We start from the raw sequence: 17234 nt of genomic DNA, 5'->3' as shown, positions 1-17234 counted from the left end.
ATTGTTTTTTAACTAATTTTTAATGATCTTGCCGTCAATCAAATCTGATAATTTACATCGAATTAATATTTGTTTGCGAACATGCACTGAGGCTTTTATGAAATCATGTTTCGTCGTTGTTTTTACATTTATCTTCGGGTGGGGTTTGCGACCGCTATCGGCGCAGGTGCTCACAGCCGACTCCGTGGCGCTGGTCAATCTCTATGACAGTACCGGCGGCACTAACTGGACGACCAAAACCAATTGGAAAACCGGACCGGTGAGCTCTTGGTTTGGCGTAACCGTCGGTGGCAATCGTGTAACGGCGATTGATCTGAATAACAATAATCTGACCGGACGTATTCCGGTTACACTCGGTACTTTGGGAAGCCTCATTTCACTTCAGTTGTATGGCAATGCCATTACGAATACTATTCCTTCCAGTTTGGGGAATCTGACCAATTTGGCCAATCTTGGTCTTGAGAATAATCAGCTTTCGGGCCAAATCCCGCCTTCACTGGGCAATCTTAACGCCATGACGGATCTGACACTGAATAACAATGCGTTTACGGATTCTATACCCGTAACCTTTAGAAATCTTGCCGCCCTGCAAAATCTGGAAGTACAGAACAATCGTCTGAGCGTATTTCCTGATCTTTCAAATATCGGCACATTGACTTCGCTCAATCTTTCGGGTAATAAATTTACTTTTGAAGACATTCAACCCAATGTCGGTATCGCCACATTTACATACTCCGGCCAGGACAGTTTGGATAGTTATGCATCGGTCAGCTCAGCGGAGGCGTCTTCGCGTATTTTAGTAGTCACTGCAGGTGGCGCCAATAATCAATATTCATGGAAGAAAAACAATGTCGCTATACCTTCAACCAATAATGACACGTTGTACATTGATTCCGTGAAAACCAGTGACGCGGGAAACTATACGTGCGATGTGACCAATACGGTTGCGATAGGGACTACACTGCGCCGAAAAGTAATAACACTAACCGTGACCGGTACTGCGCCATCCACACCGACAGGGGTTACGGCCTCCGGTGTGACGACCAACCGCATTGATGTAGCTTGGAATAAACCTTCGGGTGTCATCACACGTTACCGCGTGTATCGTTCGACGACAGCGGCTTCCGGTTATGTGCAGGTAGATTCCGTTGCGGCGCCCACACTGACTTACAGTAATACCAGTCTTTCGTCCAATACCGTTTATTTTTATAAAATCTCGTCTGTAGGTAATTTTGGTTTTAGCGCGCAATCGTCGACTGCAAGTGATACAACGCATAGCGTAGCGCCGATCGTGGCGAATGCCATTCCCGATACCTCGCTTTTTGAAGGGTTCGGAAAGACGTTTCGCCGGAAATTGACGCATGTTTTTTCCGACGCGGATAATACGACGTTGACGTATTCGGTCTCCACGACGCCTGCGGAGCTTACCGCAACGATTTCTCACGATACACTTTACATTGCCAGTGTGGCCGGGTTCAGCGGTACAGCGGCCGTCGTTGCAAGCGCATTTGACGGGTATTCGACGGTAACGGATACATTCAACGTGACTTATATTTTGGATGTGACCGCACCGACGATTAGCAATGTTACCCTTCCGGCATCCGTTGCATCGGGTGCATCGCTAACGGTGACAGCGACGGTTACGGATAATGGCAGTCTATCGGGGGTAAAACTATTTTTCCAAAAAGGCACATCGGCTTATGATTCACTGACCATGACAGCCGGTACGAATAATACATTTACCGCTACCGTGCATGATTCGAATATCACGACGGAAGGTATTGCTTTGTATATTCGTGCGCGGGATAGCAGAGTTAATACAGCCATCAGTGATACAAGTAGCGTACCGGTAACATTTACGACTGTGGCCTCATCCCTCGCAGGATCTAAATATCCTACGGGCATTCCATCTAATCGTTGGCGTTTGGTGTCTGTACCGGCAGATCTGGATAGCAAAAATTTGAGTTCGATTTTAAGCGGTGTGTATTCGGGTGACTATATCGCGTACAACGCGCAACCTGCAGAAATCACAGCCCTGGCCAATGGTGCAGGGATGTGGTTTTATCACAAGTCGCCGGTAGATATGCCGATTAATACGGCAGCGGGTAAAACCAATCTGACGACGGGATTTGATATGTCACTGGCCCCGGGATGGAATCTGATAGGAAACCCATACCCGTTCACGATTAATTTTGCCGCACTTGAAGATACGGCGTTTTACGGGCCGATCGAATATGGCGTCGGCGCGACCGAAGCATGGAGCACTGAAGTCACCACGCTGCAGCCTTTTGGCGGGTATGCGATTTATGTAAAAGGTAATGCGGCGCGTACGATTCGCGTAACACCGGATAATTTTGTTTGGATGCCTAAATCATCGAACCAATTAGAAGGTGAAAAATTTCGTATCATGCTCAGCGCCGAAGGTTTGAAAAAACAAATTCGCTACGGTGATCTTTATACTACGCTGGCTGTATTAGATCGCGATGATGCGGAAGCGTTTGCACAACCGGAGCCTAAGAACCCAGGGCAAACCATCGGCGTGTATTTCCCGTCGGGCGATCATGGTCTCAATCGCAAAACGATACGTTTTGATAAGCAGGGTATTACCTCGGACTTTGTATTGGAGTCCGGTTTGGAGTCGGGTGAACTAACGATGCAGATTGTCAATAATGAACCGGGTTGGTCCGTGCGTTTATTCAATGTCAGTACGAATTCATTTATTGATCATGAAACGGCAATGTCCTTACCGCCGTCGGGCACAAAATGGCTGATGCGTATTTTGGCGGGAACTCCGGAGTATCTTGCAGGTAAACAAACGGAATTGGAACAACTTCCTAAAGCGTTTGAATTGCAGCAAAACTACCCCAACCCTTTCAATCCGGGGACGACGATACGTTATGCACTGGCTTCGCAGGCCAAAGTAACACTGACGGTTTATAATATGCTTGGGCAAAAAGTGCGGACATTGGTAAACGGTGACCGCCAAGAGACCGGTTTGCGTACGGCGGCATGGGACGGGCGTGACGAACGTGGCGCTTTGGTTTCATCCGGTGTTTATCTTTATCGCGTGGAACTGGAAACAACAACCGGTTTGCGTAAATCATTCACCCGAAAAATGCTTTTGGTTAAATAAGGATATAGCAATCGTATGATGCGTAAAAATTTTTACACGATGTTGATGGCGGCTCTGACGACGATGTCAGGGCTGATTTCCTGCGGTACGACGCGCACTTCCATGCTTCAGGATAATCCGGAACTGATCATTGCGCTCGGAGGATCCAGCTACACGCAGCTTTCCGATGCCGATAAATATGATGCCGCGGAGTACCTGGTGCGCAAAGGGCAATACGAAAACGCACGGGTTATTTTTGAAGATATCATTACGCATAATCCCGGTGTCGTGGCGGTAAAATACAAATTGGCACAGTTGTATCTCAAATTGGACAGCGTGACGTTTGCGGAAAAAACGCCCAAGGGGGATACGTATTATTTTACAAAAAGTGGTCCGGAACTCGGTGAAGCCGTGCTCCGTGAAATCTATGAAAAAGATCCGTGGTTCTTACCGGCGTATTCCGAACTGATGATGCTTGAAGCCAAGCGTCAAAACTACGATGGCGTGAAAGCGATTTATGAAAAAGCCATAACGAAACATAAAGATTTTTCTACGTCCGATTATCGCGTCGGATTTCTGACGATGGGGAATCCGGATTTGGCTGATCGTTTCAGCGAAGGCATGCGTATGATGGAAAAAGGAAAAAAGACGTACACCGATTTGTATGAATCCTACAAAAGCCTTGGGAATATCTTTAATGTGCAGCACAAAGATACCGTAGCTTATAATCAACTGATACGCGCGATCAGCTACCGTACGGAAGCGATAGACATTTTCAGCCCGTATTACCATTTGGCCGATGTGTGCGAAACGCTGTATCAAATAAAAAAAGAAGAGCATTATAAAACGATGGCACTTCAATACGCTTGTGCCAGTCTTCACTATTTCCCCGGATATGAACCGTCGGTCAACGTAATTCGACGCTTGACAGGCGTGGCTAAAGATACTTCCGCCGATTTCAGTAAAACATACCGCGCCGCTGCGGAGGCATTCTGTGCCGGCAGTACATTGCCTGCGGATGACAGTGTGACTATCGCGTCGGGATACACGACGGTGATCCCGCACAGTTATCTGACGGAAGAAATGGAAGCCAAACAAGCTGATATCAAAGCCCGCGAAATCAAGCGTTCCCGTCGTCCGCTATTAATAGCCGGCGGAATCGCAGGCGGTGCATTGGCCGTGTTACTGCTGCTGAGTTTGGTTGGCGGCGGCGGAGGCAGTTCGTCCGGTCCGCTCGGAGGTGGTCCCCCGGACTTCCCAACGCCGCAGTAAAAAAGAAGTTTTGCGATCCCATATTCATGGATCGGCAAAGGGCTTGACACTGCGCGCCCTTTGCGGTAATTTAGTCCTACAGTTTTTTGATGTTGTGATAATGAGTCACAGCATATCAAATAGAGTTTTGTATTCTCACGCGGACGTGTTTTGAGGAAAATACGTCCTTTACAATCCCATGAGCGGGCGCTGTTCTCAGCCTGCAAAAACGAAATTTGACGTTTCTTTCGATATACACGCTTCGTGCGTTTTGTATATTGCGTTTTTATAGTCTGCGCGATTAGAGAAACGGTTATATAATATCCACATCTATGGAGATATCCGTGATCTCGTATTTACGCTCGATCGGTCTTTCCAACCCATCGCAAAACGCATTTCTTTTTGACAACCAATTACCTTATCGGCAATCACCCGCAAAGGTCTTTTGTAAGATAGGCCGTGTTGTAGTTGCGATGCTCATGATCGGAAGCAATACGATTTTTGCACAACTGATAAACATGTCAGGTGTTGTATCAAGTGCGACCGATGACGCGGCTATCTATACGGTATCGAAAGGCCGATTTACCAATAGAATTAGCATCGGCGAAAATTGCAACGCTAATATTGTCTGCAATGACGAGAGATCATTGCCGGAGCACATATGTGCCCGACGGAGTGACGGCTCGGGATCAGTTCTGGTGATGAGCAATCGTGATGCAATCACTTCGGTTGCGGGCCAGCAAACCTTCCCGGCCATGGGCGAGGAAATTTTTGGCGGTGTGATTATCGCATGGACGGATGAATGGCACGATACATTTGATCAGGTTATTTATACGCAGTGTATCGAAGCATCATGTCGTTTTGGCATATCCACGGTTCCAGCTTCGTCCGCTTCATTCGAGGTGATTACGAAAATTCAAGAGCCATTGCACTGGAATGAAGTTTCCATGGCCTGCCAATATCCCGTCCCTGATGATATGTGTTGTTCCCAAGCTTTTACATTTCATTCTTCTCATTTTTTGGAGCCTCTGTTTTACCATGCGACCGGAACTGGGATTGCCGCAGTGCGCCGCATCAAAGGAGTACATATTTTTTAGCGTTTTTTCACGGTAGAAATGTTGACATTGATTTTGACATAATTAAGTATTAGCTCGCATATTCCATTCTTTCATTATATCGGAGTTCATCCATGAACGGATTGCCACGACTTTATGAATTGGTTTTATCAATTCGCCATGATATTCCAAATCTATTCCGTTTCCACGTTTCGAGGATGAAACTTGCACGCGTGTTAGTCAAAATAACCATGGCCGCAGCGGTCATGGGTCTTACCGGCATCGGAAGTGTGTCGGCCCAATGGTCAACGAATCCAACAGTTAGTAATCCCGTATCTACGACATTTGGGGATCAAAGATACCCTCAGGCTATTCCAGACGGCAGCGGCGGGGTTTTCATTGTATGGGAAGATTACCGCGGCGGCGCCAATCCCGATATCTACGCCCAACGATTGAACGCAACCGGCGCGCCTCTCTGGACAGTTGACGGCGTGGTCATCAGTAATGCGACCAGCGGGCAGTCAAGTCCGAAGATCGTAACCGATAACAACGGCGGTGCCATTATAACGTGGACGGATAACCGGAACGGCGGTGCTAATTACGACATATATGCGCAACGGATCGATGCAAGCGGAACTGTACTTTGGACGGCGAACGGAGTGCAGATAACCGGCGCGAGCGGCAATCAAACGGATGCACGAATTGCCGCCGACGGCTCGGGCGGAGCCGTAATTGCATGGAACGACAATAGGGGCGGTGCAACAGATATATATGTACAAAAGGTCAACGCGACTGGGGTTCCTCAATGGACGGTCGATGGCGTTTCCATTTGCGTCGCAACTGACAACCAAACCATTGGCGGGATAACCGACGACGGCTCGGGCGGCGCGATCATCACATGGCATGATTTTCGAAACGGCACGGATAATCGGATCTATGCACAAAGGATCAACAATGTCGGTGTCACGCAATGGACGGTTGACGGTGAAGCTATCAGTACCTTTGCAAGTTATCAAGACTACCCTTCAATTGTCGCCGACGGATCAGGTGGAGCCTTTATCGCATGGCGGGATACGCGTAATGGAGATTTCGATCTCTTTGCCCAGCGTGTAAGCAGCGCAGGCGCTCTGCAGTGGGGCGTAAACGGCGTTGCCGTTGCTGTTGCGGACGGATTTCAACAGATCCCAAGTCTTGTAGCGGACGGATCAGGCGGAGTATTTATAGGATGGTATGACACCCGAAGCGCCGGCGCGGGGATCTATGCGCAAAGACTTAACTCTTCCGGCGTCGCTCTGTGGCCGGCCAATGGTGTGGCCGCCAGCACGAACGGTTCTCCCGATGAAGCCGTTATCACATCCGACGGCGCAGGCGGGATATTTGTTTCATGGTATGCGACCCCCGCCATCGACGCAGACATTTTTGCCCAGCGTATAGACGGATCCGGAAATATTCTTTGGTCGCCAAACGGCAATGTTGTTTGTTCTGCAAACGGTTATCAATTCTGGCATACGATGGTACACGACGGCTCCGGGAATGCGATCGTTATTTGGTCGGATCAGAGGAGCGGAAATTATGACGTTTATGCCCAATTGATGACTTCGCAGGGCGATCTTGGCGTCAACAATCCGTATTTCACGGTGGCCTCCACGGTGCCGGGACAGAACGCACGAAACATCAGTTCAAACAGCGGCATCACAGTGACTTTCTCACAAGTCGTCAATGTTGGTACATTGACAGCTTCGAATATGAAAGTATACGGTTCACAGAGCGGACTTCATTCTGCTTCATACACACCCAGCGGCTTAACGGTGACGATCAATCCGGATGTTGATTTCAAACCCGGTGAAGCCGTTTCGGTTATTCTGACAAGCGGTATCAGGGCCACGGATACGGATACTCTGAAAACGTACGTCACGCAATTCACAGTTGCATCTGATATTGCGCCGGCAACATTCCCGCAGGTAGCTAGCAACTTCGGGGTAGGGACCAATCCACGATCCGTCTATGCGGCGGACTTTGACGGGGATGGGGATATGGATATCGCGACGGCAAACGGGGGTTCAAGTAATGTTTCGATACGCCTGAATGACGGAGCAGGTAATTTTTCGGGAAGCACCGATGTCGCGGTTGCGTCAGGCGCATTTTCAGTGTATGCCGCAGATTTTGACGGCGATGGGGACGTGGACGTCGCGACAGCAAATCCAAGTTCAAATAGTGTTTCGATACGCCTGAATGACGGCGCTGGAAATTTTTCCGGAAGCACGAATGTCGGGGTTGGCACAGGACCACAATCCGTCTATGTGGCGGATTTTGATGGCGACGGCGACATGGACATAGCGGTGGCAAACACAGGTTCGAGTACGGTATCCATTCGAATGAATGATGGTGCGGGTAATTTTTCGGGGACCACTGATGTTCCGTCTGGGTCGGTACCGTATTCAGTTTATGCGGCAGATCTTGACGGCGACGGAGACATAGATATCGCGACGGCTAACTTCAGCTCAAATGATGTTTCGATACGCCTAAATGACGGGTCAGGGAACTTTTCAGGGACGACCGATATCGTGGTGGAAACAAATCCACAATCAGTGTATGCCGCAGATTTTGACGGCGACGGGGACATGGACATCGCTGCGGCCAATAGTGGTTCAAATAGTGTTTCGATACGCCTGAATGACGGCGCCGGTAATTTTTCCGGAAGTACCACTGTATATGTTGGGAGTGGTCCATCTTCAGTCTATGCGGCGGATTTTGACGGGGATGGGGATATGGACATCGCGACGGCAGATTTGAGTGATTATGTTTCGATACGCCTCAATGACGGCGCAGGCAATTTCTCAGGAACTACCGATGTCGCGGTGGGGTGGAGTCCCCTTTCCGTCTATGCGGCGGACTTTGACGGGGATGGGGATATGGATCTTGCAACCGCGAACAGCGTTTCAAATGATGTTTCGATCCTAATAAATGCTCCCGGTTATTTCAATGTTACATCCGTAACTCCGCTGCAAAATCAGGGTAATGTAGGCATTTCATCGAATATCTTCGTCAATTTTCCTCAAGATATCAATGTGGCCACTTTAAATAATGCCACGATCAAGATCCGCGGTTCCCACAGCGGGTTACATACGGCTAATTACTTTTACGAAGCCAGCTTATCCATCGATCCCGATACCGATTTCAAATTTGGTGAAGTAGTAACGGTCACACTCACCGACGGTATCATCGCTACCAACACGGATACGCTCAACCCCTATTCCTGGCAATTTACCGTTGGTGCTTTCCCTGCGACGGGAACTTTCACCACGCTGCCCGGAGCAACGGTCGGCTCCACTCCGTTCGGAGTCAGTCTGGCCGATCTGGACGGGGACGGTGATCTTGATATGGCTGCGGCCAATGATGTCGATGGAACTGTCTCGATTCGGTTCAATGATGGAACAGGCAATTTTTCCGGCAGTACTGATCTTTCATCCGGAACAAATTCAAGAGCCGTGACAGCCGCCGATATTGACAATGACGGTGATTTGGACCTATTAATAGCTTCCTCCGGTTTTGTAGCGTCCTATATCAATAATGGTTTAGGTAGTTTTTCAGGCCCAAATAATTTTGCGATCGGAGGAAACGGCCAATCTGTTTTTGCAGCGGACTTTGACGGCGACGGCGATGTTGATTTTGTCACGGCCAACAGCGGATCGAATAACGTGTCGATCCGTCTCAACGACGGCGCAGGTAATTTTTCCGGAACTACCGATGTGGCGGTGGGAAATCTTGCGGTCGGCGTAACGGGAGGAGATGTTGACAGCGATGGGGACATTGACCTGCTTGCGTCGAATTATAACGACAACACAGTATCCATTTTGCTCAACGACGGCGCGGCGGGTTTTTCTTCCGGAGGGACTTCTTCTGTAAGTTTTGGTCCGGTCATGGTCAGACTGGCTGATCTGGACGCCGATACCGATCTAGATCTGGTCACGGCCAACGAGGGCGGAAGCGATATATCCGTCCGCCTCAACGACGGCACAGGTGTTTTTTCCGGTGGTTCCGACATTAGCGGTCTGGTTTCTCCACGCTCAGTATTTCTCGGTGATCTTGACGGCGACGGCGATGTGGACATCGCGGCCGGAAATACAGGCGGGGCAACTACAGTTTCGATTCGCATTAATGACGGGTCCGCCAACTTTTCGGGTTCTTATAACGCGTTCGTCGGGCCAGGGCCTGCATGGTCAATCGATGGAGGAGACGTAGACAATGACGGCGACATCGATATAATCCGCGTCGACGGTTCGGTCAGCGGAAATACGACAGTCTTAAAAAATAACAATTATATCGTTCCTACTTCTGTCATTCCGATCCCAAACACCGTTGGAATCAATCCTACGGCCAACATTGTGGTGGAATATCCTGAAGATATGAGTTCATTCGACGCCAAAGTTTTTGGTTCGCTGAGCGGCTATATGAATACATCGCTGTTTTATGATAATGTCTTGTATACTTTGACGATTGATCCGACGGCCAATTTTAAACCGGGTGAAGTGGTTACTGTGATCATGTCTGGCGCTTCAAATGTCGCCGTCAGCGGAAATATTTTGAGGAATATTCAATTTCAATTTACGGCCGCGCCGTCCTTTGCCGCGGCGTCCTATTCTTTACCGGCATCAAATCTTGCCGCCGGGACAAACCCTGGCGGCGTTGCGACGGCAGATTTTAACCTGGATGGTACGATCGATATCGTGGCCACTAATGTTTCACCGAGTGAAGTCACGATCATTCTTAACGACGGCATCGGCGGAATTTTATCAAGTTATACGGTTCCGGTTGGAACCAATCCGTACGGTCCTCATGTGGCCGATCTCGACAATGACGGCGATATGGATATTGTTACCGCCGACGCCGGCGGTAATACTGTTACGACACTGCTTAACGACGGAGCCGGTAATTTTTCAGGACCAAGTGTTGCAGTAGGCTCCGGTCCGTATGCTGTTCAATCCGCTGATATTGACGGCGACGGGGACCTTGATCTGGTTGTGGCGAACGCGAATTCAAATAATGTGAGCGTTTTGATCAACGACGGCGCGGCAAATTTTACCGGCGGCGCTACGGTTTCTGTCCAAACAACGCCGTATGATATTACGACGGGCGATTTTGACAGCGACGGCGATATGGATTTTGCGACGGCCAATGTGGGGGCAAACAGCATATCGGTTCGTCTGAATGACGGCGCGGGTAATTTCCCGATTGCATCCGATCCGGCTGTTGGAACCAATCCGCAGGGCATTCAGGCGGCAGATTTGGATGGCGATGGAGATATCGATATTCTGACGGCAAACGTCGGGTCCAATGACGCATCGGTAGTGTTGAATGACGGGTCAGGAAACTTTTTCGGCGGTCAAACACCGACGGTCGGCCTGTTTCCTTACTCACTGGTTGCCAGTGATCTTGACGGCGATGGCGATGTGGATTTTGCGACGGCAGATTGGAATGCCAATACGGTTTCTGTACGTTATAACGACGGCGCGGCCAATTTTTCAGGAAGCACAGCGATCTCTGTCGGATCACAGCCTTATGATATTGCCGCAGCGGATCTTGACGGCGACGGTTCTATCGATCTGATTACGCCAAATGCGGGTTCCAATGATGTCTCGATTGCATTCAATGATGCGATTCTACCGTCACCAAGCGGTTTATATGCGGTAGCTCAAAATGGGCAGGTCGAATTGAACTGGAGCGCTGCACCTGGCGCAACATTATACCGCATTTATCATGACGTCAATCCCAATCCTATGGTACAGACGGATTCTTCAGTTGGAACAAACAAGACGATTACGGGACTTGTTAACGGAACGTTATATTATTTCCGTATCAAAGCAATCAATGCTACCGATGAAAGCGGCTACTCCAATGAAGACGCGGCGGTTCCGGTAGCGGGTGCCGGTCAGGCGCTGAGTCTTGAGGGCATTGATGATGAGGCGGCGATCTTTACGTCATACCAGAACTTGGGCGTTGACCCGTCATCGGTCACGATCAGCGGCTGGGTTAAGCCAAACGGTACGTCTCCGTCGATTTCCACGATCTATGAAGGCCAAGGGATTATCCTTGATGCCGGAGGTTATCTCGGATTAACGCGCGGTGATTATACCGGCCAGGACCGTATTTGGGCCTATCTATGGGACGGGAGCCAAATATTTGTAGGAATTCCATATACGAATGACGTCTGGACGCATGTGGCGGTCGTTCTTCGCAATGGTCAGCTTTACGCCTATAAGAATGGTGTTGTTGTAGATTCTGTAGTCAGTGGAAATGTCCAGAATATTACATCCGGCTCCATCGGTGTCGGTGTGAATCCATACAATAGCCTGCATTTTGAAGGTCAGATCGATGAAATGCGGATCTGGAACCGCGGGTTGACGGATGCGGAAATGGCATCGGTTCAGGCTAGCCCATCACGCGGGGACGAAGCTGGTCTTTTGGCGAACTGGCATTTTGATGAAGGAGCCGGTTCAACAACATTCGACGCAACACCAAATAGTCGAAATCTCACGCTGTTCAATGGCCCGACATATGTCTTATCCGGCGCGATGGCGCCTCCGCTGTCAATCGTCTCGACCACACCATCGGCCAATGGGCTTTCTATTCCAGCAAACAGCAATATTATTGTAAATTTCACATCGGATATTCTAACGGATAGTCTGAATTCGAGAAATATTCTCATTCGTGGTGCGCAAAGCGGTGATCATACTTTTACATACGGATACGGTGCGCAAACGGCAAATATTGACCCCAATACGGATTTTATTCCCGGTGAACTTGTTACCGTCACTTTGACCCGGGGTATATTAGCCATAAGCAGCGATACGCTTAAACCATATTCATGGCAGTTCTATGTTCAGACGAATCTTGCGACGGGTTTCTTTTCCGCGGGCGATACCGTTGTCGTGGGAACTTTTCCAAAAGCCATTGCGGCTGCCGACTTCAATAACGACGGAAGTCTGGATATGGCGGTTGTCAATCAATCGACGAACGATGTTTCCATTGCCATTAATGACGGCTCCGGCGGCTTCACCGTTTTGTCAAACGTAGCGGTGGGCAGTCTACCTTATGAGATCGCGTCTGCTGATTTTGACGGCGATGGCGACGTTGACATTGCGGTTGCCAATAATTCCAGTTCGGACATATCCCTTCGCTCCAACGACGGAAGCGGCAATTTTGGTGTGCTTGCCAATATCAGCACGGGTGTAGCTCAGTTGACCGTTGCGGCCGGCGATTTTGACGGTGACGGTGACGTTGACATCATATCCACGGAAAGCGGAACTGAATTGAGAGTTCGGTTTAACGATGGAACGGGAACGGTTTTCAGCCTTGGCGGTGTGATCAATCTTCAGAATAATCCGTACTTCATCACAGTTGCCGATTTTGACAATGACGGTGATCTTGATCTCGCCGCTTCGAACTACAGCAGTGGAACATTTTCGATACGTTACAATGACGGGACAGGCATCTTCAGCGGCGGCGGAGATTTTACGACCAACGGGATCCAGCCGAGAGCCATCCGTGCGGCCGATTTCAACGGCGACGGGCTTATGGATATTGCTTTTTGTAATGAGAACAGCGGTAACGTAGGGATCAGATTGAATGACGGCGTCGGTGGATTCTCCGGCAACGAAATTGGCGTCGGTTCATTACCGCAATCCATAACTTTGGGTGATTTTGAAGGAGATGGCGACATGGACGTGGCTGCCGTGAACTACGGATCCACGAATGTCCAGACGATCGTCAATGATGGCGCCGGTAACTTCGTAGCAGGTTCTTCCTACGGCACGGGCAACGGCGGTGTTATCCTTTCATCAGGAAATTTTTCAGGCACAGCGACCATGGAAATTGCCGCCGCCGACAATACTGCGAATGTAATCTATGTTCTCAAAAACGCGGTCATTTTGCCGACAACAACTTTGGTTACATCAAAAGGGGATGGCGGTAGCGGATCACTGCGCGACGCAATCGACTATGCCAACTCTCACGCCGGTCCTGATACGATCATTTTCAATGTATCAGTCGATTCCGTCTTACTCGCCTCTCAGTTACCCGACATTACCGATGATTCTCTATTTATCAATGGAGACTATAATACCGACAACATTCCCGACGTTGTAATCGACGGGATCAACAACGGTATCAACGAAGCATTCGTGCGCGTTGCCGCAAACGATATTACCATCAAGGGTTTGACGATCATTCGGTTTGTGCAGGGTTCCGAAGCGGCACTGACGATTTCGAATGCGGCACGCCGGGCGAAAATACTCTATAATTATATCGGTACCGACGGAACGGCACTCTACAGCAACGTGAACAACATCGACATCCTGGCGCCAGCTGGCGGCGGGCAACACGAAATACGAGGCAACGTCATTTCAGCGCGGGGTTATGGAATATTTTTTTACGGCAGTTCCAATGATCTTGATTCGACCAAGATTGTCGACAACAAGATCGGAACGAATGCGGCTGGATCGGCGCCCCTAACCTATGCCCCAAGTCATCTTTCGGGTATCTACATTCAAAACGGACGTGGTCTGAAGATTCATAGTAATATTATTTCCGGATGGAGCGGCGCGGGCGCCCTGGCCATCAATTTTGGCTACACCGGTTTTTCCTATTATGCAAAAGAAGTAGAAATTTTCGATAATAAGATCGGTACCGATTTCAGCGGCACAGCGGCGATTCCCAACGAACGCGGAATTTACTTTGATGCGGGTTCTAACGCGAATTTTATCGGCAAGCCCGGTCTCGGAAACATTATCTCCGGCAATACAGGCAACGGCATCGAAATATGGTCAGATTCCAACGTGATTGAAGACAACTTCATTGGCGTGGACATCTCAGGTAACGCGCCTCTCGCAAACGTTGGGATGGGTATCCAATTGCAGAATGCAAGCGTTAATACGATCGGTAACGGCAACACGATTTCCGGGAACGCAAATCATGGAATCTTCATATTCTCGAATGGCGGCCTTGCGGACGAAAACACGATCATTAATAATAATATCGGCGTGGGTGCTGATGGCGTTACCCCCGTTGGCAATAACCAGATGGGCGTTCGGATCTATTCGCTGCTCGGCGCCAGGCGGAATCTGTTGTTGGACAATGCCATTGCCTTCAATAATTTCCACGGAATCGAAATGGACGGCAGTGCGAGCGCGGACAGTATGATTGCCCACGGAAACCGTATCTACAGCAACAACCTCGGCGGCATGAATTACGTTGCCGGCTCCAATGGCAGTATAACCCCTCCGATGATTTCTTTCATGAGTATGGATTCCGTGGTTCACGGAACGTCGGACCCCAACGCGTTCGTTCAAATCTACGTGGATTCCACGAATCAAGGGCGGCTTCGCATCGGAACCGGCGTTGCTGATGGCGCGGGCAATTTTGCCGTACCTGTGACCCTGCTTGGCGGTGAGGCGCCATTCCTGACGGCATTGCAGAGCAGCGTCGGGCGGACGTCTGGTTTCAGCATACCGGATAGTTTGACATTCAGCGATCCTTTGCTGATTACTTCCGTGTTGGATGACGGCTCGTTTGGCACACTGCGAAATGCTATTAATTTCGCGAATTCCAATGCAGGGCTGGATACGATACGGTTTGACGCTTCAGTTTCCGGGCAGACTATTTATGTGGCATCGGAACTTCCTCATTTGACGGATAACGGCACTGTGATCGATGGCGACATCAACGGAAATGGTATAGCCGATGATATTTTCATCAGCGGTGGGTCCACTCTTGACTTTGGTCTTTATATAGCTTCATCCTACAACACGATCAAACACCTTGGTATTCTTGAATTCTTGACCGGCGCAAGCGGTATCGATATTGATAGTGGCAGATATAATCTGATCATAGGCAATTACCTTTACGCTAATAATATTGGGGTGCACCTCATCAACGGTGCGAAGGGAAACAAAATTGGGGATGGTACGATAAGCGGGCGCAATATTATTATTGCAAGTAACAGTGGCAGTGGGCAGGCTCCGGGTATAGTCATTGAACATACGGGAACAGACTCAAATGTCGTTGCTGGCAATTGGATTGGTACGCTCGATGGAGTTACAACTAGTGCAAACAGTCACGGGGTTGTCATCAGTAGTGGCGCCAAATACAACCGAATCGGGGATCCGCTGTCTTCTGAATATAACGTCATTTCTGGCAATATGAACAGTGGGGTTCTGATACAATCTGATAGCAATATTGTGGCCAGAAATCTTATCGGCACTGACTCCAGTGGGACGCTTGCGATGGGCAATCAGGATTATGGAATTCATATTCTCAATGCCGTGGGCAATATGATCGGCGACGGAACTCCGGCCGGTAGAAATATTATTTCAAATAATTCTTCCAACGTACTTAACGGCGCTGGCATCATGGTTGAAAATTCTTCCGGTACCTCGATTTTGGGAAATTTTGTGGGAACAGATATTACCGGTTTAGCCGCCATGCCCAATTGGTCAGGAGGAGGAGCAGGTTCTGGTGTTACACTGGATAACAGCTCCTATAACGTCGTAGGAGACGGAACGGACGCGGGGCGTAATGTTTTTGGAAATAACGGTTCGGGTGCAGACTTCCCTGTGCAAATCTATATTCAGAATAATTCAAATTACAATCTTGTAGCGGGTAATTATGTAGGCACCGATTCGACCGGAACCATCAGCCTCGGAACCGGTAACGGTATCGGTGTATACGGCAGTGTGAACAATCAGATAGGACTCAATGCCGGGGCGGCCGCCAACGTGATTGCCGGTAATAGCGGCAATGGAATCATTCTAAACGATGCGGACTCAACGATGGTGTTTCAGAATTTTGTGGGTGTGGACCGCACCGGAGCTGTGGCCCTTCCCAATAATATCGGTATCGTTATTGAAAACGGGACTCAATACGCTCTTATTGGGAATAACACCGGTTCCGGCGGAAATATCGTGTCAGGAAATTTCAATCAGGGAATTCGTATTCAGGATGTTGGAACCGACAGCAATTTGATTATTGGAAATTTGATCGGCACGGATCTTTCCGGTAGCACGGCTATACCCAACGGCAACGACGGGATTCAAATTGACGGCGGTTCAGCGAATCAAGTTGGAGAAATTGGTTCCGGAAATGTAATTTCCGGAAATAGCGGTAACGGTATTGCGATTATTGGCAATACCGGCATATCTGCGTACAATGTCGTCTTGCATAACCTGATTGGCGTTGCCATTGACAGCGTCACTGCGCTGGGTAATGCGGGCAACGGAGTCTTTATTGCAGGTATTTCGACCTTTGCGCACAACAACGAAATAACCCGAAATCGGATAGCCTATAATACGAATTTTGGAATTACCGCCGATCAAACCGGATTTCAGGTGGATAGCGATCACTTCTTCGCCAACGAGATTTATTCCAATGGCGGCGGTGGTATTTCACTCGTTGCGGGTGCACATCAGAATGTATGGGCGCCTGTCATCACGTCCGTTGATTTTGATTCTACAGTCAGCGGTTATTCAGGTAAAAACGCTCTTATTCAAATTTATGCTGATTCGGCAGATCAAGGCCGTATTTATCTCGACTCAGTTTATGCCGATGCGTCGGGTAATTGGTCTATAAAAGTACCGCCCATACCGGGTATGTATTATACCGCCATACAGGACAGTTTCTTTCATTCATCGGCTTTTTCGGCGCCCGTGTTAGCCATTGCGGTTGATCCGCTATTAGTCATCAATACCAACGATGCCGGTGCCGGTTCACTGCGTGATGCGGTGACGTATGCGGAGTCCCATAGCGGAGCGGATACGATACGA

General features: G+C 49.1%; 4 protein-coding genes. All 4 read left to right on the top strand.

Going from position 1 to position 17234, the window contains the following annotated elements:
• Positions 1–97: 97 nt before the first annotated feature.
• On the top strand, positions 98–3133 hold the full coding sequence (locus tag HUU58_13415; protein ID NUN46669.1) for a T9SS type A sorting domain-containing protein: 3036 nt from the start codon (positions 98–100) through the stop codon (positions 3131–3133).
• A 15-nt stretch (positions 3134–3148) separates the two neighbouring features.
• Entirely contained in the window at positions 3149–4384 is a 1236-nt protein-coding gene (locus tag HUU58_13410; protein ID NUN46668.1) for a tetratricopeptide repeat protein, read from the top strand.
• 323 nt (positions 4385–4707) lie between these two features.
• Positions 4708–5460, top strand: a complete 753-nt coding sequence (locus HUU58_13405; protein ID NUN46667.1) for a hypothetical protein — start codon at positions 4708–4710, stop codon at positions 5458–5460.
• Positions 5461–5636: 176 nt separating this feature from the next.
• On the top strand, positions 5637–17234 hold an 11598-nt coding region (locus tag HUU58_13400; GenBank protein ID NUN46666.1), incomplete at its 3' end, for a VCBS repeat-containing protein.

Source organism: bacterium, from assembly GCA_013360215.1.
Taxonomy (GTDB): domain Bacteria; phylum CLD3; class CLD3; order SB21; family SB21; genus JABWCP01.
The sequence above is the reverse complement of the archived record's forward strand: the minus strand, read 5'-3'. Positions and strand labels throughout refer to the sequence as shown.

Coding starts and splice junctions, on each gene's coding strand:
- HUU58_13410 (NUN46668.1), top strand. CDS start 3,149: ATGATGCGTAAAAATTTTTACACGATGTTGATGGCGGCTCTGACGACG.
- HUU58_13415 (NUN46669.1), top strand. CDS start 98: ATGAAATCATGTTTCGTCGTTGTTTTTACATTTATCTTCGGGTGGGGT.